Raw genomic sequence first — 21,794 nt, forward strand, 5'->3', positions numbered from 1 at the left:
CCCCACCCCATGTACGGTACCCTCCAAGCTGACCTCCAGCAGACGCTGCAAGAAATAAAAGACGCCGGCCTTTACAAGAAAGAGCGCGTGATTACCTCGCCCCAGGGCGCCGAAATAGACACCCAGGAGGCGGGCGACGTGCTCAACTTCTGCGCCAACAACTACCTGGGTCTCAGCTCGCATCCCGAGGTGATAGCGGCCGCGAAGGCCACCATCGACTCGCACGGCTACGGCATGAGCTCGGTGCGCTTCATCTGCGGCACCCAGGATATTCACAAGGCGCTGGAAGCCAAGCTGGCCGAGTTTCTGGGCACCGAGGACACGATTCTCTACGCGGCGGCTTTCGATGCCAACGGTGGCGTGTTCGAGCCGCTGTTTAATGAGCAGGACGCTATTATCTCGGATGCGCTCAACCACGCCAGCATCATCGACGGCGTGCGCCTGTGCAAGGCCCAGCGCTACCGCTATGCCCACAACGACATGGCCGACCTCGAAAAGCAGCTGCAAGACGCCGTGGCCAAGGGCACGCGCCACCGCATCATCGTCACCGACGGCTCGTTTTCGATGGATGGCACTATCGCTCAACTAGATAAAATATGCGACCTCGCCGATAAATACGAGGCCCTGGTGATGGTGGACGAGTGCCACTCGACGGGCTTTTTGGGCAAAACCGGGCGCGGCACCCACGAGCATCGCCATGTGATGGGCCGCGTCGACATCATCACGGGCACGCTGGGTAAGGCGCTGGGCGGCGCTATGGGCGGCTTCACCAGCGGCCGCAAGGAGATAATCGAGCTGCTGCGCCAGCGCTCGCGGCCGTATCTATTCTCCAACACCTTGGCCCCGGCCATTGTGGGCGCCTCGCTGCGCGTGCTCGAACTGCTGACCGAAAGCACCGAGCTGCGCGACCAGCTGGAGGAAAACACCAACTACTTCCGCGAGCAGATGACGGCGGCCGGCTTCGACATCACGCCCGGTGAGCACCCCATTGTGCCCGTGATGCTCTACGATGCCAAGCTGGCCCAGGAATTTGCGGCCCGGATGCTCGGCGAGGGCATCTACGTGGTGGGCTTTTACTACCCCGTGGTGCCGCAGGGCAAGGCCCGCATTCGGGTGCAGCTGAGCGCCGCCCACACCCGCATGCAACTAAATAAAGCTATTGCCGCCTTTACGAAAGTCGGCCAGGAGCTGGGGGTGTTGAAGTAGAGGAAGTTGCTGCCCTGGCCCCCATGCGGCCCGCCCGGCTTACCTTGGCGCGGCGGGGTAGGCGCAGCCTCATTGCGCGGCGATTACCTAGTCCATACGGCTATTTTTTTCGTATAAACCAGCTCGTTAGCCGCACTCCCTCTATTTTTACCCATGAGCCGGATATTTTTAGTCGACGACCACACCATCGTACGCGATGGCATTCGGGCTATGCTAGCGGCCGAGCCCACCATCGAGATAGTGGGCGAAGCCAGCAATGGCCAGGAGCTGCTCGACAGCCTGCCCACGACGCCCACCGACGTGGTGCTGCTCGATGCCAACATGCCCGTGCTCGATGGCCTGGCCACTACCCTGCGCCTGCGCGCCGAGTATCCCGAGGTGCGCATTCTGGTGCTGAGCATGCTGGCCCACGAGCGCTACATCGGCCAGCTCTTCGACGCCGGGGCTTCTGGCTACGTGCTGAAAAGCGCCGAGAAAGCCGAAATACTGGTGGCCATCCAAACGGTTATTGCGGGCCGGCAGTTTTTGTGCAGCGAGCTGGGCCTGAGCATACTCCGCAAAATACTCGTTAAGGAAGAGGGGGAGGAAGAGGTTACGAAGGCCCACAAGTTGTCGCGCCGCGAAACCGAGGTACTCCAGCTGCTGGCCGGGGGCCTCACCACCAACGAGATTGCCGAAAAGCTCTTCACCAGCAAGCGCACCGTCGAAACCCACCGCCAGAATATCCTGGAAAAGACCCAGACTAAAAACACGGCCGCCCTCATTCACCTGGCCGTGACGCAGGGCCTGCTCGACTAGCGCCCTACCCCCCGCCCAACGCATAAAGCCCGGCTGCCGCAACGAGCGGAGGCCGGGCTTTTCTCACTAAAGACTAGTGCCTATGACGCTACAGGGGCGCTACTTGGTAACTGCGCTGGGCGTGGTAGTGGAGCGGCTGGGGCCGCGGCGGCTGGTGAGGCCACCCTTGCGGCCAGCGGCGCGGGCTTCGTCGGCCGTCCACTTGTGGCCCTGGCCACTGGCGTGCGAGGCTTTGCCGCCTTCGCTGGCAATGCGGCGCTGCTCGGTGGGGTCCATGCTGGCAAAGCCGCGCCGGCTGGTGCGGCTGCCATCGCCGATGCGGGCGGCGGGGCGGGTTTTGAACGTATTGACTACGGTAGCGCTTGTGGAAAGGGGGGTAGGGGCGAGGGCTTGCTTCATGGTAAGTGAGAATAAAATGATGGTTGACTAATGGGGGATACTTTCGGTGTTGCAACAGCTAAGTAGCACCCATCGGTTGCCTTTATTTGCATAAACCCTTTATTCACAGCATAATTACCAATTAATACGGAGGACCTCTGCGGGTTTTTACGGGTAGTTGCGGAAAACACGTAGCTGAACCGTATGGCCATACTATTTCACGCACGTGAGCCGTTATCTACTACCTGAAAACAGGTATAAATACCTACTAAAACCAGCCCTTTATTTATCCGACATATCCTTCCCGAGTTTTACCTTTGCCGCCGTGGCTTCCCGCTCCCACTCATGAGTAACGCTTTCTTCCTGCTGATTCTGCCGATGGGCGCGCTCACCATTCACTTGGGCAGCTATCAGCGCAACGTAGGCATGAGCGTGCGAGGCAGCTGCACCACCCCCGCCGATGCCGTGCACCTGCTGCAAGCCGTGCAGCAAATGCTCGAAAACCGCCCTGTACAAGCCTGGGTAGACTGCCAGCAGCTGCAGGCACTCACGCACCTGGGGCAGCAAACGCTGCTGCGGGCCACTGCCTATGCCCGGCGCCTGGGCTCTACGCTGTATTGGTGCGGCATGCTGCCCGAGCTGGCCCAGGAGCTGCAACCCTACGCCGATGCCGACCTGCACCTGCTGCCGGCCAGCGCCTACCAGGGCCCCGACTTTTTGCTGCCCGAGCGGCGCAGCCAAGGCTCTGGCCTGCTGGCCGCCTAGCTACCCGCCGGGGCTAAGGGGCTGCTAAGCAGCCATTCCTGCAAGCGGGCTTTAAGCTCGGAAGCGGCCAGGCCGCGGTAAATTTCGCCGTGGCGCACCAGGCTCATCTGGCCGGTTTCTTCGCTTACTACCAATACTACGGCATCGGAAGCCTCGGTGAGGCCCAGCGCGGCGCGGTGGCGCAGGCCCAGCGCGGCGGGCACCTCGGGGTTTTGGCTCACGGGCAAGATGCAGCGGGCGGCCATGAGGCGGCCCTGGGCTACTATCACGGCGCCGTCGTGCAGGGGCGAGTTTTTGTTGAAAATGGCCAGCAGCAGGCGCTTGCTGGGCTCGGCATCGAGGCGGTCGCCCGACTCGGCGTAGGCGCTGAGGTCGGAGGTGAGGGTGAAGCAGATGAGGGCGCCGGTTTCCTTACCCGCCAGGCTTTTGGCAGCTTCTACGAAGGGCAGAATGCTGGGCGCGCCGCCGCTGGCACGGCTGGGCCGCCGCCACCAGCCCAGCGGGCCGCCGCCCTCCAGCGCCACCTTACCCACATTGAGCAAAAACCGCCGGATTTCCTGCTGAAACAGGATAATGCTGGCCAGCACGCCCACGCTCATAAACTGCCCCAAGATGGCCGACAACAGCCCCAGCCCCAGCGCATTCACCACCAGGTAGAGCAGGTATAGGCTCAGCAGCCCGAGCGCCACATTGAGGGCCACCGAGCCGCGCAGCAGCTTATAGAGCTGATACAGCAGCCAGGTCACGAGCAGCACGTCGGCCACATCGACCAGCCCGAGGTGCAGGAAATAAAAGGGGTAGGGGAGCGACAAGGAAAAGGAAGTTGGCGCCGCAAAGAACGGCCGCCGCGCCGCTTTTTTAAAGCCGGGCCCGTGGTACCCCACCGCCCTCCCCCCCCGTGAGCAGGGCAATGGTCTGGCGGGCCTCGGCCACGTCGTGCACGCGCAGCAGGCGCGCGCCGCCCTGCAAGGCCAGCACGTGCAAAGCCGTAGTGCCGTTGAGGGCCGCCTCGGGGCCCAGGCCGAGAGGCTTGTACACCATGGCCTTGCGCGAGAGGCCCACCAGCAGGCCGTAGCCCAGGGGCTGCAGCTCGGGCAGGCGGCGCAGCAGCTCGTGGTTGTGGGCCGGGGTTTTGGCAAAGCCGAAGCCGGGGTCGAGCAGCACGTCGGGCAGGGGCTGGCCGCCGTTGGCTTGGCGCAGGGCGGCCAACTGGTCGCGGAAAAAGCGCAGCAGCGTGAGCACAATATCCTCCTCGTAGTGGGCCAGGCTGCGCATGGTTTGGGGCGTGCCCTTGAGGTGCATGAGGCAGTAGGGCACGCGCAGGCGGGCCACGGTAGCCAGCATATCGGCATCGAGGGTGCCGCCGCCGATATCGTTGACGAGGTCGGCGCCGGTGGCCACGGCCTCGGCAGCCACGGTGGCCCGAAAGGTATCGGCCGAGATGAACGCCTGCGGAAACTCGCGGCGCAGGGCGGCCAGGGCGGGCAGCAGGCGGCTTTTTTCTTCGTCGGGGCTGATGTCGTCGGCGCCGGGGCGCGAGCTGTAGCCGCCCACGTCGAGGGCGGCGGCGCCGGCCGCCAGCATGGCCTCGGCGCGGTGCAGCAGGGCGGCTTCATCGGCCGGGCCGAGGCGCGAGCCGGGGTAAAACGAGTCGGGCGTGACGTTGAGAATGCCCATTACCTGGGGCTGGCGCAGGTCGAGCAGCCGGCCGTGGGGGCTATGCAGTAAGTGAGTAAGCAGGGGGGTGGGCACGGGGGGGGTAGGGCGAATGAGGGGTTAAATATCCGGCATTGCGGGCGAACTTGCGGGGGTTTTCGGCCCGCACGGCGCGGGCGTCATTTCCCGCAGAGGGCGCAGAGGTTTACGCAGAGGTGCGCTGAGCGCTGTCGGCTCCTTCATCCACTCATTCGCTATATCCCTTGCAAACTCCCGCGCAATACGACCTAATCCTCAGCATCTGCCGCGAGCTATTTCTGGCTAAGACGCACGACTATGGTACGGCTTGGCGCATCCTGCGTTTGCCGTCCGTCACGGACCAAATCTTTATCAAGGCCAACCGCATCCGCACCATACAGGAGGCTGGCGTACAAAAAGTGGCCGATGGCATCGACGACGAATTAGTGGCCATCGTCAATTACTGCCTTATCGCGCTGATGCAGTTGCGCCTGCCAGCCGAGGCGCCGCTCGACTTGCCGACAGAACAGGTAACTGCTGCATACGACCACGAAAATGCCTTAAACCGCGAGCTGCTGCTAGCCAAAAACCACGACTATGGCGAGGCGTGGCGCCAGATGCGCATAAGCAGCATCATCGACCTCATTCTCATGAAATTGCATCGCATTAAGCAGCTCGAAAATCTTGGTGGGGCAGCCTTGGTGAGCGAAGGCGTAGAGGGCGGCTACCGCGATATGCTGAACTACGCTGTGTTTGCACTCATTTTGCATGAAGAAGCGGCCGCTGCCGCGCCGCGCCCGTAAGGGCCTAGCCAGGACGTAACGACCTTTGCCTACCTCCTTTATGAAGATTTACCTGCCCCAGCCGATGCGCCAAGTTACCCGCCTGTGCTGGGCGATGCTGGGCATCCTGTTTATTTTTTCGGGCCTCATCAAGCTCAACGACCCGGTGGGTACGGCCTACAAGCTCGAAGAATACTTCGAGGTATTTGCCGACGACGTGCCGTTTTTGAGCTGGCTTTTTGATGCGCTCAAAAATGCCAGCCGCTTCCTGAGCGTGGCCCTCAGCTCGCTCGAAGTGATACTGGGCGTGGCGCTGCTGCTGCGCTGGTACCTGCGCCAAACGCTGTACGCGCTGCTGGCGCTGCTCGTGTTTTTCACGTTTCTCACCTTCTACTCGGCCGCCTTTAACAAGGTGACGGACTGCGGCTGCTTCGGCGACTTCATCAAGCTCACGCCCTGGACGTCGTTTACCAAAGACCTGTTCCTGCTGCTTTTGTGGGGGGTAGTGTTTTTCAATCTGAAGCACCTGCGGCGCTCCTTTGTGCGGGGCATGGGCGGGCTCATGGCCATGACGTTTGCCAGCGCGCTGGCCATTGGCATTGGGGTGCGGGCGCTCGGCCACCTGCCGTACTTCGATTTTTTGCCCTATAAAGTGGGCAACAACATTCCTAAGCTGATGAAGCCGGCCGAGGCGCCGCGCTACCAGTACACCTTCACGCGCAATGGCCAAACGCTGACGGCCAACGACTTCCCAACCGACTCGACCTGGAAATACCAGTCGATGACGGTGCTCAACCCCGAGAAGTCGAAGCCGCTTATCACCGATTTCGTCATTACCGACCCCGACGGCAACGACATAACCAAGCAGGTGCTCACCGGCAACAAGCTGATTCTCATCGTGCAAAATACCAATAAGGCCGACCGCGAGCGCTTCGAGCAGTTCAACCAGCTCTTTGCCGAGGCCGCCAAGTCGCGCAAGCACATTGATGTGCTGACCATCACGAGCACGGCGGCGGGCAAGTTTGACTCGTTTCGGCACGACGTGAACCTCGCTACCCCCTATTCCTTTGCCGATGCCACGGTGCTCAAGTCCGTCATTCGCTCCAACCCCGGCCTGCTGGTGCTGCACGACGGCACCGTGATGGCCAAGTACCATTACCACGACATTCCGGCCCTCTACCAGGTCGAGAAAGCCATTCAGTAACCGGCTTATAAAACAGGATTTGTCATTGCGAGCCTGCGAAGCAATCGCCCCAGAACGAGTCGTTCGGGCATCGTTCTGGGGCGATTGCTTCGCAGGCTCGCCATGACAGGCGTTTTGCGGCAGAACCCTAGTCCTGGCTCACGGCAACCAGCGCGGGCGCTTCGACGGCCAGCGGGGGGGTAGGCGTGCCGGGCAGCGTCAGCGTAAACTCGGTGAATTCGCCCTCCTCAGTGGCTACGGTGAGCGTGCCACCGTAGCTTTTGGTGATGATATCGTAGCTGAACCACAGCCCCAGGCCGGTGCCCTCGCCGGGCGGCTTGGTGGTGAAAAACGGGTCAAATATCTTTTTGATAACCGCCGCCGGAATACCCGTACCGTTGTCGCGCACGCGCAGCACTACCTGCTCGCCCTGGCGGGCAGTACTCACGCGCACCTCGGGCACGTAGGCCGGGCCCAACCGCGCCGCCTTTTGCCGCACGGCATACACAGCATTGGCAAACAGGTTGAGGAGCACCCGCCCTATTTCCTGGGGCACCAGCGGCAGCAGCCCCAAGCGCGGGTCCAGGTCGAGGGTGCGGGTAAAGGTAAAGTCCTGGTTTTTAAGCTGCAGGTTGTGGTGGGCCAGGCGCAGGTACTCTTCGGCCGCCTTGTTCAGGTCGAGGGGCTGGCGCTGGCCCTTGTCGGCGTGGGCGTGCTCCAGCATTCCCTTCACAATGTCGCCGGCCCGCATGCCGTGCTGGTTGATGATGAGCAGGTTTTGCTTGATATCGGCCAGCAGGTCGATTTCCAGGGCCGCGTCACGGGTCGGCTTCTGCGTTTCCGCCTCCAGCTCGATGGCCAGCTCCAGGCCCACCTCCGAGAAGTTGTTGACGAAGTTGAGGGGGTTTTGAATCTCGTGGGCCACGCCGGCGGTGAGGGCGGCCAGCGCCACCATCTTTTCGGTTTGCACCAGCTGGCTTTGGGTAGCGCGCAGCTCCACCACCGTCTGGTCGAGGTTGTCGCGCTGGTGGGCAATGTAGGCGTTTTTCTCACCCAGCACCCGGTTGGCGCGCTGCTTGAGGTAGATGTTGCGCACCAGCAGCCCCACCACCAGCACCGTGCCCACGAGGCCCGCCAGCAGGCCCCACAGCTGCAGGCGCTGCAGCTGGCGCGCCTGCGTGAGCAGCGCTATCTGGTCCTGCTTCTTGCCCAACTCGTAACCGTAACGCAGGGCGCTGGTTTTGCGCTGCGTTTCGGCACCCGCCAATGAGTCCTGGTAGCTCACCCACAGGCTTTGGTAGTGGTAGGCCGGGGCAAAATCGCGGCGCCGGGCATAGGTCTGGGCCAGGATATCGCTAGCATCGGCCAGGCCCGTTTTGTCGTTCACCTGCTGGCTGAGGGCAAAGCCATGCTGCGCCAGCACCAGGGCGCTGTCGGCGTAGCCCATGTGCAGGTAGGCCCTGGCTAGGGCCAGCTCAGCGCCGGGCAGGTTATAGGTATCGTGGTGGGCCCGCGCCAGGGCGCGGGCCGCCTGGCCGTGCGCCAGGGCCAGCGCATAATTGGCCTGCTGCGCGTACATCTCGGCCAGGTTAATCTCATCGGTGGTGGCATTGCTGATGGCGCCCATCTGGCGGTGCAGCCGGGCCGCGCGCCGAAAATACCGGGTAGCCTGGGGCCAGTGCTTCAGCAGCAGGTGCGTTCGGCCCAGCAGGGTTAGCGTTGCGCCCACTACGGGCTGATTAGCAAGTTTTTGGCCGCCCGCAAGCGTGGCCTGGAGCGTGCGTAGCGCGTCGGTATAGTTACCCAGCTTGATGTAAATGTCGCCCAGCGTGTACTGCAAGTACAGCTGCGTTTCGTGGTCGTGGGCGCGTTCGGCGTAGGTCAGCCCTTTGAGGGCAGTTTGCAGCGCCGCCACCAGGTTCACGCCCGTCATCTCGTCTATCAGGCTCAGCTGCAGGTAGGCCCGGGCCTGGCCGCTCACGTCCTTGCTGCGGGCAAATACGGCCAGGGCCTGCTGCGCGTAGCGCCGCGCCAGCGGGAAGTTATCCTGCCGCCGGGCCGCCGTACCCAGGCTGATGAGCGCGCTGCCCTCGCCTTTTGAGTAGTGGAGGCGCCGGCTCAGCACCAGGGCTTTTTGCGAAAAGGCAATAACCTGCGGCAAGTCATTCGCCAACAAATCTGATAGCGTCTGGTACCGTTGCACCCGCGTGGTATCCTGCCGCGCATCGCGCTTCAGCAGCGTATATAGGCTGTCTACCCCCCGCGGCGGGGCCGCAAGGGCACGAAAGCAGAGTGAGCAGCTAAGCGCTGCCAAAGCAAGCCAGCATCTCATAAGCGGGAGCGCGGGGCGCAATAGCTGGTATCGGCATCTGGCTGGGTAGCGGCCGCGCCGAACCCGGTAGAGCGACTGTTATCACGGGGCGGGAGCCTACCGGCGCGAGCCGCGCAGCAGCCCCAGGGCGCCCAGCACAAGCGGCCCCACCGCCAGCCCTAGCAGCAGCCCGGCAATCGGGCTGGCGGTGGCAAAAAAGCCTTCCCTCTCTTCAACAAAGTGCGGCGGAAAATTGACGTTGGGGCTGCCCCCAAAAAAGTAGTTGCTGCTGTCGCCAACCACAAAACTGCCTTCCGCCGCCAGAGACGCGTCTTCCAGCACGCGGGTGTAGCCCAGCTTAGAGAGGTCCTCTTTGATTTGCTTAGTTGCATCAGGGTTTTTAGCCGGCCAGATTTCCCAGTAGATAACCGTGCGGTTTTTCAGTGGGGTGTCGTCAGTTGCGCGCAGCTCCAGGCGCAGCTCTATGTCCCGTTTTTTAGGTTCTGCGTTCGAGCCTACCTGAAAAGCATAGTATTGGTAGTTGTCTGTTCTTCCCACCTTTGGCTCGGTGCCTAAAACGGTTCGGTACAGCATCGCAGACTTTTGGTACGCCGAATCGGGCGTATCCTCACCCGTAAACCGGATGGATAAGATGGCCGGCCTAAGGACTTTGGCCTTTTGGTGAGGCGGGAAAGGTGGCAGTTTCATGCGCGTTGGGGGTAAAAAAGCGTGTGTAGTAGCGGCCCACCATCTCAGCCCTCCTGGCGGCGCCGGCAACTGGCCCCCACTCATTCAAGTCGGGGCTTGCTCGTTAAGTAAGGCTGGCTACCCAGGGTTATTTAGTTGATAATTAGTGAGTAAGACACGGAGCAATCGACATGAAACAACTTTCCGCCTTCGCCCCAGCGGGCGGCGGCGCAAGGCGGCTACCCCCTCCCGAAGCGGCTGAAGCTCCATCCATAAAAGTAAACTGCATAACCAGGGCGCTACATCAGTGTCAGCACTGAATTTTGAGCGCCCGGCGTTGGCCAGGGCAGCGGCCGGCGCCGGGGCGGCCGGGTGCCAGTAGGGCGAGTCGGGCTCATCTTTGCGCAGCTCAACGGCTGTCTTTGCGTATGCTTCTCTTCCTTTTGCGCCGCCTGGGCCAGGGCCTGCTTGTGCTGGTGGGCGTGGCCTGCACGGTTTTTTTTCTGTTTAATGTGCTGCCCGGCGACCCGGCCGCCCTGCTGGCCGGCCAGCGCTCGGACGTGGCCACCAAAGCCGCCATCCGGGCCGACCTGGGCCTCGACCAGCCGCTGCCCACCCGCCTGCTAGGCTACCTGAATGACGCCTCGCCGCTGGGCGTGCACCCGCGCGACTCGGCCGGCCGGGCCCGCTACGGGGGGGTAGGGCTGCTGCCGCTGGGCGGGCAGCGGGCGCTGGTGCTGAAATGGCCCTACCTGCGCCGCTCGTTTCAGAGCAACCAGGACGTGCTGAGCATCTTGCTCGACCGGTTTCCGGGCACGCTGTGGCTGGCGCTGGCCGCCATGCTCTTGGCCGCCGTGGGGGGGGTAGGGCTGGGCGTGGCCGCCGCGCTGCGCCCGCAGTCGTGGCTCGATAGGGTGCTCGTGACCGGCTCGGTGCTGGGCATTTCGGTGCCCTCGTTTGTGGCGGCCATTCTCATTGCCGTCAGCTTTGGCTTTTACTGGAGCCACTGGACGGGCCTGAGCCTGACCGGCCAGCTCTACGAAACGGACCCCTTCACGGCCCAGCGCCACCTGGTGCTGCGCAACCTGCTGCTGCCGGCCGTGGCGCTGGGCGTGCGCCCGCTGGCCATCATCATGCAGCTCACGCGCTCCAGCATGCTCGATGTGCTAAGCCAGGACTACATCCGCACGGCGCGGGCCAAGGGCCTGAGTCCCGGCCGCACGGTGCGGCGCCACGCCCTGCGCAATGCCCTCAACCCGGTGGTCACGGCCGTGTCGGGCTGGCTGGCCTCGCTCATGGCGGGCGCGTTTTTCATCGAATATATTTTCAACTGGAAAGGCTTGGGTACTACCACGCTGCAAGCCGTGCAGAACCTCGATTTTCCGGTCGTGATGGGCGCTACCCTCTTCGTGGCCGCCATCTTCGTGCTGGTCAACATCGGCGTCGATATGCTGTATGCCTTGCTCGACCCGCGGGTTAGAATCAATTAGGCCTTTTGTCATTGCGAGCGCAACGAAGTGAAGCGCGGCAATCTTTCCTTGCCGTTGGGTTACTACCCTAGTGAAGCGAACGACCAGGAAAGATTGCCACGCTTCACTTCGTTGCGCTCGCAATGACAGGCGATTTTTATCCTCCAAAACCATGAACCACCTCTACCTCATTGGCTTGCCGGGCTCGGGCAAAACCACGCTGGGCCGGCAGCTGGCGGCGCACTACGGCCGCGAGTTTCTGGACCTCGACGCCGCCATTGTGGCCGAGGCGGGGCAGTCTATTCCGGCCATTTTTGCCAGCGAGGGCGAGGCGGGCTTTCGGGCGCGCGAAGCGGCGGCGCTACGCGCCGTGGCCGCCCGGCCTACCCCCCTGGTGGTGGCCACAGGCGGCGGCACGCCCTGCTTTCACGACAATGTGGCGGTGCTGCGCAGCAGCGGCTTTTTGCTGTGGCTCGATGTGCCGCTGCCCGAGCTGGTGCGCCGGCTGGGGCGCAGCCGCACCAGCCGCCCGCTGCTGGCAGCGCCCACCAGCCCCGGCGAAACGCCCGCCCAGGCCCTTTCTGCGCACCTCAACCGAACCTTGGCCGCCCGCGAACGGTTCTACCACCAAGCTCACCTGCGCCACGCCGGAGCTGCCACTGCGGCGGCTATCATCTCGGCGCTGACCGCGGCCGGCTTTGCGCCTACTCCAACCTAAAGCCGGGGCTGGCGTAAATTTGCACTAAACTACCTGGTTATATTCGCTTTCGTATGGAGATGGACACTATCACGGACCAACCGGCCGCACCGACGGCAGCCCCGGTTCGGCCCAAGCACAAGGGCTCGGCCCAGCTATTTAAGAACCCCGTGCTGGAGCGGCTTTCGCACACCCACATTGCGCTGCCGGTCAGCATTTTTGTGGCCACGGCGCTCGTGAGCCTGTACTACGGTATCACCCGGGGGTTCGTGGTGGGCTTTTCGGGCCTAGGCCTGTTTTTGGGCGGGCTGCTGCTCTTCACGTTTGCGGAGTACCTGGTGCACCGCTATTTGTATCATATTCCGGCCACGTCGCCGGGCCGGATTAAGTTTCAGTACACCATGCACGGCGTGCACCATGAGTACCCCAAGGATGAAACCCGGCTGGCCATGCCGCCCATCCTGACGGTGTTTGTGGCTTCGCTGTTGTTCTTCATTTTCCGGTTTGCGTTCGGCAATTGGGCCTTTGGCATTCTGGCGGGCTTCACCTTCGGCTACGCGATGTACCTGTTTGTGCACTACGCCATTCACATGTATGCGCCACCCAAAAACTTTCTGAAAGTGTGGTGGACGCACCACGCCCAGCACCACTACCGCCAGGACGAGGTAGCATTTGGCGTGAGCAGCACCCTCTGGGACCACATTATCGGCACCATGCCTACCAAGCGCTCATAGCGTTTGCCCCCTACCCCCCTCAAAAAAGCCGGCGCTTCCATCTGGAAGCGCCGGCTTTTTTTATGCAGTTGATGTAGCTTAAACGGAGGTGCCGCCACCACCGCTGCCGCCGCTCATTTTGGAAACCAGCCACCAGATAACGAGCACCACCAGAAAAACACCGATGACGCCTATCCAGAGGCCGCCTTTGAAAATATCGCCCGCCAGCGAGCAGCCCGTGAGCGTGGAGGCCAGCACGGCAAATAGGAATAGCAGAGGAAGACGCGAAGTAGTCATGGAGAATAATCAGGAGGTGAAGTAATTATGAGTACCTGCCGCGGGGCAGCTTCTATGGCTTGGCTTACTACAATCGGCGTAAAAAGGTTGGCTCGGCGGGTTACTACCCGCTTTTTGGCGATTTTACTCACCCCTTATCCAGGAATATCCGCCACTTTTGCATCCCTATGGAATATCCCACTCTCTCCGCTGCCTTTACGCAGCACTTTGGCGCTGCCCCGGCCTTGGTGCTGCGCGCGCCCGGCCGCATCAACCTCATCGGCGAACACACCGACTACAACGACGGCCTGGTGCTGCCAGCGGCCATCGACAAGGAAATCCGCTTTGCTATGCGCCTCAATGGCACCGACCGCGTTCGGCTGGCGGCCCTCGACTTCGACGCGACCTACGAGGTGGCGGTGGCCGACATTGCGCCCCTGCCCGACGGCCACTGGGCCAACTACCAGCTCGGCGTGGTGGCGGGTCTGCTGCAGCGCGGGGCCCAGGTGCCGGGCTTCGACTGCGCCTTCGGGGGTAATATTCCGAGCGGGTCGGGCATGTCCTCGTCGGCGGCCCTCGAGTGCGGCGTGGCCTGGGGCCTGAATAATTTACTAGACCTTCGGCTCGATACCATGACGCTGGCCCAACTCTCGCAAACGGCCGAGCACGAGTATGCCAAGGTCATGTGCGGGCTCATGGACCAGTTTGCCAGCCTTTTTGGCCGGGCCGGGCACGTGGTGGAGCTCGACTGCCGCTCGCTGGAGTACAAGTATTTTCCCTTCGACACCAGCGCCAGCCGCCTGGTGCTCTGCAACTCGGGCGTGAAGCACGCGCTCGCCGACTCGGAGTACAATAAGCGCCGCGAGGAGTGCGCCGAGGGGGTAGCGATTTTGCAGAAGCACAACCCGGCCATTACCTCGTTGCGCGATGCTACGCTGGCCGACATCGACGCCGCCCAGGCCGAAATGGGCGAGGTCGTAACCAAGCGCTGCCGCTACGTGGTGGAGGAAAACCAGCGCGTGCAGGATGTCACCGCCCGCCTCGCGGAGGGCAAGTCGCTGGCCGAAGTGGGCGAGCTGCTCTATGCCAGCCACGCCGGCCTGCGCGACCTCTACCAAGTGAGCTGCAAAGAACTCGATGTGCTGGAGCGCCTGGCCCACAACGCCCCCGGCTGCTACGGCGCCCGCATGATGGGCGGCGGCTTCGGCGGCTGCACCCTCAACCTGGTGGCCACTGACCAAGTCAAGGAATTTCTGACCTACATGAAGCAGGGCTACCACGACCAGCTGGACCTCAAGCTGGATACGTACGTAACTACCCTAGCCGATGGGGTAGGGGAACTGCTCAACGAGGAGTAGCCTTGTTATCTGCGCTATTTGTCATTGCGAGCGTAGCGCGGCAATCGCACCAGAACGAGTCGTTCAGGTTTCGGACAGGTACGATTGCCGCGCTGCGCTCGCAATGACAGACGGCTTTTATTCTCATTCAACTAGTCTTCTCGCCATGTTTGATTTCACCGAACAACCCCACCGCCGCTTCAACCCCTTGCAGGATGAGTGGGTGCTGGTATCGCCGCACCGCGCCAAGCGGCCCTGGCAGGGCCAGCAGGAAAAGCCCCAGCCCGACGAGCGCCCCGCCTACGACCCCACCTGCTACCTGTGCCCCGGCAACACCCGCACCAGCGGCGACGTGAACCCGCAGTACGAGCACCAGTTTGTGTTCCAAAACGACTTCTCGGCCCTACTGCCCGACGGCGAAACCGGCACCTACGCCGAAGGCGGCCTGCTGCGCGCCGAAGCCGAAACCGGCCGCTGCCGCGTCCTCTGCTTCTCGCCGCGCCACGACCTGACGCTGCCCGAGATGGAGCTGTCGGAAATCCGCCGCGTGGTGGACCTGTGGACCGAGCAGTATCGCGAGCTGGGCGCTGACCCAACTATCAACTACGTGCAGATATTTGAGAACAAGGGCTTTGTGATGGGCTGCTCTAACCCGCACCCGCACGGCCAAATTTGGAGCGAGCGCACCGTGCCCGACCTGCCCGCCAAAGAAAGCCGCGCCCAAAAAGCCTATTTCGAGAAAAACGGCCGCACGCTGCTCAGCGATTACCTCGCCATTGAGGAGAAGACCAAGACCCGCTTCGTGGTCGAAAACGACACCTGGGTGGCGCTGGTGCCCTTCTGGGCGGTGTGGCCCTTCGAGACGATGGTGCTGCCGCGCCGTGCCGTGCAGGACCTCACTCAGCTCACCGAGGCCGAGCGCGACGGCCTGGCCGACATCCTGAGCCAGCTCACCATCAAGTACGATAACCTATTCGAAATCAGCTTCCCGTACTCGTCCGGCTTCCACCAGCGCCCCACCGATGGCCAGGATTACCCCGAGTGGCACCTGCACATGCACTTCCTACCCCCCCTGCTGCGCTCGGCCACGGTCAAGAAGTTTATGGTGGGCTACGAGCTGCTGGCCAATGCCCAGCGCGACATCACCGCCGAGCAGGCCGCCGAGCGCCTGCGTGCGCTGCCGAGCGTGCACTATAAAAAGCAGTAACGCACGCTTTAGCTTGCGAGCGAGCGCTAGCGAGCAGCTGGCACGTGTGGTTGTCCGGCTGTTCGCTGGCGCTCACTCGCAAGCTAAAACTTATGCTGCTTTTAACGGGCAAAGAAGGCTTAGGCTATAAAACTGCGGGTGTACAGCGCCTGGGGCACCACCTCTTGGAGCAGCACGGCGGGGCCGCTGTAGCGGGCGGCGGGCAGCAGGTCTAGCAGCAGGTGCAGGCCCGTGTCGGCTAGCTGGTGCCGCACGGGGGGCAGCAGGCCGCACCAGTAGAGGCCGGTACCCGCCACGCGGGCCCGCTGGTGGCCGTTGTAAATGGCGCGCTGGCCGTGCCAGCTCAGGGAGAGCAGGCGCTGACAATCGACCCACACCAGTGCCTGGTCGTAGCCAATTACCTCTTCAATGGCCTGCGCTAGCTGCTGGGCCGCGGCCGCGGTATCGCACCGGCCCCGCAGGCTCAGGCCCGCCGTAGTTTGCAAGTTGCCGACGTGGGCAGTAAACGTAGCCGAAACTGGAGAGGTAGCGCGTTTATTCATAGAATCATAGTTAAATCAGCAAGCTGACATAGCTATGCAAAACTACGCGCCCGCCCCACGCAGGCCAACGTGAAAAACCCTTATTTTTTCTCGGATAAATACCGACCCTACTCCGCTACGGTGGCTCTCAGGCGGCGCCTACCCCCCCGTTGGCACCGGCACCTGCAAAAAGAAGCTGGTGCCCTGGCCCGGCCGCGACTGGCTGCTCAACGTGCCGCCCAGCAGCCCCACCCGCGTGCGAATGCCCGCCAGCCCAATGCCCGCCCGCGAAGCCGACGGCTCGGCATCGAAGCCCACGCCGTCGTCTTCGACGCTGAAGTACACCTGGCCGTCTTCCTGCGCCACCTGCACCACCACTTCCCGGGCATAGGCGTGCTTCATCACGTTGTTAAGCAGCTCCTGCACAATGCGGTACACGGCCGTGGCCAGCAGGGGGGGTAGGGGCTGCTCCAGGCCGCGCAGGCTCAGGTCCACGGTCAGGCTGCTCGGAATGCGGCCCACTAGCTCTTGCAGCGCCACGGCCAGGCCAAAGTCTTCTAAAATACTGGGAGTGAGCTCAAAAGAAATGGTGCGCGTGGCTCGGATGGCCTCGTTGAGCAGGTCCTTGCTGGCGCGCACGGCCTCGGAGGGGGGTAGGCCGTCGAGGTGCAGGCGGGTGCCGTAGAGCAGCTGGCCCACGCCGTTGTGCAGGGCTTCGGCAATGCGGCGGCGCTCCTCCTCCTGGGTGGTGAGAATGGCCGAGAGCAGCTCCTGCTGCTGGCGCAGCTGCAAGCGGGTAGCTTGCTCCTTAAAGAGTTCCGAGTCGGTAATGTCGAGGGCAAACACCACGACTTCCTGCCGCTCGGCATCGTAAAAGCCAAAGCACTGCATCGTCACTTGCTGGCCTTTGCGGAGCAGTGATACCTGGTAGTTTTCGCTGTGGCCGGCCAGCAGCCGCGCTAAGTAGGGGGCCACGGCCGGAAATACTTCCGTTGCCACCTGGCCTACCAGCTCGTTGTCGGCCAGCCCTAGGCGGCGCAGGGCCTGGCCCACGTGCTCGCGGTAGCGGCCATCGGGGCCAATGCGAGCCAGCAGCACGGGCATATTCTGGAGCACATTACTTAGAAGGCGGTTTTTGTAGTGCAGCTCTTCCTCGGCCGCGCACCGGGCCGTGATGTCGCGCACCAGGCCGGTCAGGCGCAGGGCCTGGCCGCTGGCATCGTCGTAGCTAAAGCGCCCCACGTTCGCCACATAATGCACGCGGCCATCGGGCAGCAGCAGGCGGTGCTCCAGGTCAAATACCTCGCGCGTGTGCCGAGCCTGCGCCAGGGCATTTTCGACGCGGGCCCGGTCGTCGGGGTGAATGGCCTGTTGTAACCGGCCAAAGGATACCACGCTGGTGCCCTCCGGCGCCATCTCGAATATTTCCTGCGCGCGGGCATCCTGGTACAGCAGCTGGCTATCGAGCTCCCAGCCCCACACGCCGGCGCCGGCGCCGGCCAGCGCCAGCTGCAGGCGGCTTTCGCTTTCGCTCAGCCGCTGCTCGCTTTGCTTGCGGGCCGTGATGTCGCGCCAGGCCATATGCAGCAGCGCCCGGCCATGTATTTGCACCGGGTTAAACGAAAGCTCATCCCAGATTTCTTCGCCGGCCGGGCTGTAGCGCAGCCACTCGAGGCGGCACCAGCCGCGCTCCTGGGCCGTGCTCAGGCACTGGGTAAGCACCTCCTGCGAGCGGCGGCCATTGGGCTGCTGCTCGGGCCAGAACTCGGCCAGGCTGCGGCCCAGCACCTGGCTTTTGTCGGGGTAGCCCAGCAGGTGCAGCGCGGCCGTGTTGAGGTCGACAACCTGCTGGTCCTTAAGCAGCACCATGCCGTCGCGGGCCTGCTCGAAGGTGGCCCGAAAGCGGGCCTCGCTGGTGGTCAGGGCCTCGGTGGCCTGGCGGCGGGCCGTCACATCGAGCAGCACCAGGCGGCAGCTGCTGGGGGGTAGGCTTTCGTCGGCGCCCTCGGGGGCAGCCACGCCTTCGAACTGGGCAAAGAACGTCGTTTCGTCGGCGCGGCGCATAGTCAGCTCGCAGCTCTGGCGGCGGCCGGGGCTGGCCCACATCCGGCCCATAAACTCGGCAAACTGGTCACGCTCGGCGGGCACCACAAACAGGGCCAGGCGCCGGCCCCGCAGCCGCTGGCGCTCCTGGCCCAGCAGGTGGCTGGTGTGCAGGTTGAGCTGGCTGATGGTGCCCGTTGGCGCCAGCGTGCAGTAGCCCACCGGCGCAAAGTCGTAGAGGTCCACGTACTGCAGGCGGCTGGCCTCGGCCTCGGTCTGGGCCAGCAGCAGCTCCTCGTTCTGCATTTCGAGCTCTATCTGGTGCACTTGCAGCTCCTGCACCAGGCGCTGCACCTCGGGCGAGGCATCGGGGGGTAGGCTTTCCGAAACGAGCCGCCGCCGCTCGGCGCGCTGGCGCAGGCTATGCAGTACCGGGTGCGGGTCGGGGGCTTTCATGTGAGTAGCGGAGGGGGGTAGGGAAGGGGAGGGGAAGCGTTAGCTTGCCGTAGCCAAAGTGGGTAGCCAGAGCAGTTCCCAAGTCGGCGTACGGGGCGGCTGTACACGGACCTAAAACCCACTCCAGCAGGAAAGTTACGTTGTTCAGGTACTTAGGTATTTCCGGCCCGGCAAGCTAAAGCTTATCCTACGCTTTCCTACCCCCTCTTCACTCACTCACTCACTTCCTGCACGCCTAGCAGCAGCTGGCCCGTGGGCTGGCCCTGGTGCAGCAGCCGGCGGCCGTAGAGGCGCACCCGCCGCCGGCCCAGGCGCGGAAAATCGGCCTCAATTTCCAGGTTGTCCAGCTCCGGGCCGGGGGTAGGCGGGTCGAGCAGCGCCCGCAGGTACTGGTGCAGGGCGGGTTGGTTCCAGGCGCCGTTGCCCAGCGCGGCCAGCGGCTGGCCCACCAGCTCAGCCGGGTTTTCCTGAAAAGCCTCCGCGAAGGAACGGTTGGCAGAATACACGCGCAGGTCGGTATCGAGGGCGAGCAGGGGCTCGCGCACAATGTCGGCTATGCTTTCGCTGAAGCGGGCGGCCTGCTGCAAGCGGGCTTCCAGCAGCTTGAGCCGGGTAATATCGGTGAAGGTGATAACCACGCCGTTGATGTAGTTATCGAGCGAGCGGTAGGGCAGCACGCGCATCGTAAACCACTCGCCCCTCAGGGTTTGAATACTGATTTCGAGGCTGGTGAGGCGGTCCAGCACCTGGCGCACGTCGCGCACCAGGTGCTCGTGGCGCAGGCTGGAGGTAAAGTGCGCCAGCGGCCGGCCCACATCGCCGGGTAGCAGGCTGATGATGCGCGCCACGGGCGGCGTAAACCGCTTGATGATTAACTCATTATCCAGAAAGATAATGGCAATTTCGGTGGCATCGAGCAGGTTCTTCATGTCGTTGGCACTCTGGCTCAGCTCATCCGTCTTGGCCAGGTACTGCATGTTAAGGGTCATCAGCTCCTCGTTCAGGCTCTGCATCTCCTCCTTGTTGGTCATGGCCTCCTCGTTGGTGCTTTGCAGCTCCTCGTTGGCGCTTTGCAGCTCTTCGTTGGTGCTTTTGAGCTCTTCGAGGCTGCTTTCCATCTCCTCCACGGTGGTTTGAAGGCGGTGCTTGTTGTATTGCAGCTCCTTGTCGAGGGCTTCTACCACGGCATCGCGGTGGCGGCCATCGGCGGCGGGGTCGCGCTTGGTCTGGCGCACCCGGCGGGGGGTAGGCTGGTCCTCAAACACCACCAGCAGCAGGCCGGCCAGCGGCACGGGCTCGGTGAGGGGCCGCACCGTGAGGCGCAGCAGCTGCTCGCCGGTGTCGGTGCGCACGCGCACGTTGTCCACCACCACGGGCTCGTGGCTCTGGGCCACGCGGTGCACCGCCCCGCTGATTTCGAAGTTGAGTTCGGCGCGGGCCATCTCAAACAGGTTCATGCCGCTCAGGCCGGGCGCCGGCTCCAGGTACTTGCCGGTGCGCCCGTTCACGAATAGTATCTCGCCCTTGGGGTCGATAACCACGGCGGGCGGGGCGTAGGCCTGCAGCAGGTTTTTCTGCACCAGCGCGGCAAACGAGCTATTTTGGCGGTGGTTGGTACCAATCGGAGACATGAGAGCGGTAGTCGGGGGCGCGGCGGTGGGGTGCCGCGCCATGGCAAACGGAAACTTGATGAGGTGGGGCAGCGAGACCGTGATGGCCGTGCGCCGCGAAATTTTCCACTTCACATCCAGCGGCTGAAATAAGTCCTGGTAGCCGGTAATGTTTTCGCTCGGCCCCAAAAACAGCAAGCCATTGGGGTTCAAAGCGTAGTGAAACACCGGCAGCAGGCTTTTTTGCAGCTCGCCGCTGAGGTAAATGAGCAGGTTGCGGCACACCAGCAGGTCGAGCTTGATGAAGGGCGCGTCCTTGTTGATGTTGTGCAGGGCAAACACCACCACGTCGCGCACCTCCTTGCGAATCTGGTAGTGGGTATCGGTTTTCTGAAAAAAGCGCTCCAGCCGCTCGGGGCTCACGTCGGCCACGATGTTGTCGGCGTAGAGCCCGGCGCGGGCCGAGGCAATGCCCTCGGCCGAGATGTCGGTGGCAAAAATCTGCACCTTGAGGTGGTGGCGGTTGGGCTCCAGCTCGTCGAGGCACTCCACGAGCGTCATGGCCAGCGAGTAGGCCTCCTCGCCGGTCGAGCAGCCGGGCGCCCACACCCGCACGGTGCCATCGGTGGGCTTGGCGGCCAGCAGCGGGCGCAGGTGGGCCTTGAGGCTGGCAAAGGCCTCGGCATCGCGGAAGAACTTGGTAACCCCAATCAGCAGCTCGTGAAACAGCTGCTCTACCTCCTGGGGGTTTTCCTGGAGGTAGCGCACGTAGTGCGTAAACTCCTTGATTTGGTGGGCGTTCATGCGCCGCTCAATGCGCCGAAACACCGTATTGCGCTTGTAAAAGCTGAAATCGTGGCCCGTTTGGGTGCGAATGAGCAGAAATATTTTCTGGAGCGCGTGGCTGGGCTGGCTCGGCGAGCTGGCCGCCGGGTCGCGGGCGGGGCGCACATCCAGGGGGCGCTCCACGTAGTCGAGCAGCTGGGCTGGCATTTGGGCGGGGGGTAGCACAAAGTCCACAAACTCGGTGGCCAGGGCCGCGCGCGGCATGGCGTCGCAGGTGGCCGTGGTGGGCTCCTGCACCATCACCATCCCAAAGCTTTCCATCACCAGCTTCAGGCCCACGGTGCCATCGCTGCCCATGCCCGAGAGGATAACGCACACCGCCCGCTCGCCCGCGTCCTTGGCCAGGGTTTGCAGAAAGAAGTCGATGGGCTGGCGGCGGCTGGCGGGCTGCGTGGGCTGCAGCAAAAATAAGCTGCCGTGCAGCAGGCTCAGGTCGTGGTCGGGCGGAATGACGTAGACGTGGTTGGGCCGCACCCGCAGGCCATCCTGGGCCTCCAGCACCGGCAGGGCCGTGAAGCGCTGCAGCACCTGCGTGAGCTGGGTGCCGTCTTCGGGGTTGGGCAGCCGGTGCACCACCACCACGAAGGCCAGCCCGCTGCCGGGGGGTAGGGCGCCAAAAAACTGCTCCAGCGCCTCCAGCGCGCCCGCCGAGCCGCACAGCGCCACCACCGGAAACCGTTCGGCCACCTCGGCCCGGCTGCCCTTGGCGCGCCCGGCCCTACTCCCGCGGTCAGGCATCGGATTAACCGATTCCGACGCGATAGGGGTAGCTGCCTCGGCCGGGGCCAGCGCCTCAGCCAGCTCAGAAGAATTTTTCATGGGTATCTTGGAGAAG

19 protein-coding genes are annotated in these 21,794 nt (G+C 63.3%); 10 read left to right on the forward strand and 9 right to left on the reverse strand.

What is annotated here, in order from left to right:
- Window positions 1–9 precede the first annotated feature (9 nt).
- On the forward strand, window positions 10–1,206 hold the full coding sequence (kbl, locus tag E4631_RS20610; protein WP_133655797.1) for a glycine C-acetyltransferase: 1,197 nt from the start codon (window positions 10–12) through the stop codon (window positions 1,204–1,206).
- 153 nt (window positions 1,207–1,359) lie between these two features.
- On the forward strand, window positions 1,360–2,004 hold the full coding sequence (locus E4631_RS20615; RefSeq protein ID WP_133655796.1) for a response regulator transcription factor: 645 nt from the start codon (window positions 1,360–1,362) through the stop codon (window positions 2,002–2,004).
- Between the two features lie 99 nt (window positions 2,005–2,103).
- On the opposite strand, the gene E4631_RS20620 is transcribed toward E4631_RS20615, so the two are convergent.
- Window positions 2,104–2,403 carry a KGG domain-containing protein gene (locus tag E4631_RS20620; protein WP_133655795.1) on the reverse strand — a complete coding sequence of 100 codons (300 nt, stop codon included), beginning with the start codon at window positions 2,401–2,403 and terminating at the stop codon, window positions 2,104–2,106.
- Window positions 2,404–2,727: 324 nt separating this feature from the next.
- On the opposite strand from E4631_RS20620, the gene E4631_RS20625 reads away from it, so the two are divergent.
- The gene (locus E4631_RS20625) at window positions 2,728–3,147 is read left to right on the forward strand and encodes a hypothetical protein (protein WP_133655794.1); all 420 of its coding nucleotides are present in this window, start codon (window positions 2,728–2,730) and stop codon (window positions 3,145–3,147) included.
- Here E4631_RS20625 and cdaA read toward each other — a convergent pair.
- The gene (gene cdaA / locus E4631_RS20630) at window positions 3,144–3,959 is read right to left on the reverse strand and encodes a diadenylate cyclase CdaA (RefSeq protein ID WP_133655793.1); all 816 of its coding nucleotides are present in this window, start codon (window positions 3,957–3,959) and stop codon (window positions 3,144–3,146) included. The two genes, E4631_RS20625 and cdaA, sit on opposite strands and share 4 nt — an antisense overlap.
- 46 nt (window positions 3,960–4,005) lie before the next feature.
- Window positions 4,006–4,899 (reverse strand): dihydropteroate synthase, encoded by an 894-nt coding sequence (gene folP / locus E4631_RS20635; protein ID WP_240735109.1) that lies wholly within the window; start codon window positions 4,897–4,899, stop codon window positions 4,006–4,008.
- Between the two features lie 167 nt (window positions 4,900–5,066).
- Between folP and E4631_RS20640 the strand changes: the two genes are divergently transcribed.
- The gene (locus E4631_RS20640) at window positions 5,067–5,624 is read left to right on the forward strand and encodes a DUF1599 domain-containing protein (RefSeq protein ID WP_133655792.1); all 558 of its coding nucleotides are present in this window, start codon (window positions 5,067–5,069) and stop codon (window positions 5,622–5,624) included.
- Between the two features lie 40 nt (window positions 5,625–5,664).
- Window positions 5,665–6,807, forward strand: a complete 1,143-nt coding sequence (locus E4631_RS20645; RefSeq protein ID WP_240735111.1) for a BT_3928 family protein — start codon at window positions 5,665–5,667, stop codon at window positions 6,805–6,807.
- A 127-nt stretch (window positions 6,808–6,934) separates the two neighbouring features.
- On the opposite strand, the gene E4631_RS20650 is transcribed toward E4631_RS20645, so the two are convergent.
- Together E4631_RS20650 and E4631_RS20655 are read right to left on the reverse strand one after the other, a co-directional pair.
- The gene (locus E4631_RS20650; RefSeq protein ID WP_133655791.1) at window positions 6,935–9,118 is read right to left on the reverse strand and encodes an ATP-binding protein; all 2,184 of its coding nucleotides are present in this window, start codon (window positions 9,116–9,118) and stop codon (window positions 6,935–6,937) included.
- 96 nt (window positions 9,119–9,214) lie between these two features.
- On the reverse strand, window positions 9,215–9,805 hold the full coding sequence (locus E4631_RS20655) for a hypothetical protein (protein ID WP_133655790.1): 591 nt from the start codon (window positions 9,803–9,805) through the stop codon (window positions 9,215–9,217).
- 407 nt (window positions 9,806–10,212) lie between these two features.
- On the opposite strand from E4631_RS20655, the gene E4631_RS20660 reads away from it, so the two are divergent.
- From E4631_RS20660 to E4631_RS20670, 3 genes are all read left to right on the forward strand, one after another.
- A complete protein-coding gene (locus E4631_RS20660; protein ID WP_133655789.1) occupies window positions 10,213–11,274 on the forward strand; it encodes an ABC transporter permease in 1,062 nt (353 codons plus the stop codon).
- A 151-nt stretch (window positions 11,275–11,425) separates the two neighbouring features.
- On the forward strand, window positions 11,426–11,971 hold the full coding sequence (locus tag E4631_RS20665; protein WP_133655788.1) for a shikimate kinase: 546 nt from the start codon (window positions 11,426–11,428) through the stop codon (window positions 11,969–11,971).
- Window positions 11,972–12,024: 53 nt separating this feature from the next.
- Window positions 12,025–12,684: a sterol desaturase family protein gene (locus tag E4631_RS20670; protein WP_133655787.1), complete on the forward strand. Its 660-nt coding sequence runs from the start codon at window positions 12,025–12,027 to the stop codon at window positions 12,682–12,684.
- Window positions 12,685–12,762: 78 nt separating this feature from the next.
- Here the strand turns inward: E4631_RS20670 and E4631_RS20675 are convergent, their stop codons facing one another.
- A complete protein-coding gene (locus E4631_RS20675) occupies window positions 12,763–12,960 on the reverse strand; it encodes a hypothetical protein (protein WP_133655786.1) in 198 nt (65 codons plus the stop codon).
- Window positions 12,961–13,127: 167 nt separating this feature from the next.
- Between E4631_RS20675 and galK the strand changes: the two genes are divergently transcribed.
- On the forward strand, window positions 13,128–14,297 hold the full coding sequence (gene galK / locus E4631_RS20680; RefSeq protein WP_133655785.1) for a galactokinase: 1,170 nt from the start codon (window positions 13,128–13,130) through the stop codon (window positions 14,295–14,297).
- Window positions 14,298–14,442: 145 nt separating this feature from the next.
- Window positions 14,443–15,483, forward strand: coding sequence for a UDP-glucose--hexose-1-phosphate uridylyltransferase (locus tag E4631_RS20685; RefSeq protein ID WP_133655784.1), 1,041 nt, complete (start codon window positions 14,443–14,445; stop codon window positions 15,481–15,483).
- A 119-nt stretch (window positions 15,484–15,602) separates the two neighbouring features.
- Here E4631_RS20685 and E4631_RS20690 read toward each other — a convergent pair whose 3' ends face one another.
- From E4631_RS20690 to E4631_RS20700, 3 genes are all read right to left on the reverse strand, one after another.
- On the reverse strand, window positions 15,603–16,025 hold the full coding sequence (locus tag E4631_RS20690; RefSeq protein WP_133655783.1) for a hypothetical protein: 423 nt from the start codon (window positions 16,023–16,025) through the stop codon (window positions 15,603–15,605).
- A gap of 138 nt (window positions 16,026–16,163) precedes the next feature.
- Window positions 16,164–18,503: a PAS domain S-box protein gene (locus E4631_RS20695; RefSeq protein ID WP_133655782.1), complete on the reverse strand. Its 2,340-nt coding sequence runs from the start codon at window positions 18,501–18,503 to the stop codon at window positions 16,164–16,166.
- Window positions 18,504–18,715: 212 nt separating this feature from the next.
- The gene (locus tag E4631_RS20700) at window positions 18,716–21,778 is read right to left on the reverse strand and encodes a CheR family methyltransferase (protein WP_133655781.1); all 3,063 of its coding nucleotides are present in this window, start codon (window positions 21,776–21,778) and stop codon (window positions 18,716–18,718) included.
- Between the last annotated feature and the right edge of the window lie 16 nt (window positions 21,779–21,794).

Origin of the sequence: Hymenobacter sp. UV11 (assembly GCF_004684095.1) — a bacterium.
In the GTDB taxonomy this organism is placed as follows: Bacteria; Bacteroidota; Bacteroidia; order Cytophagales; family Hymenobacteraceae; genus Hymenobacter.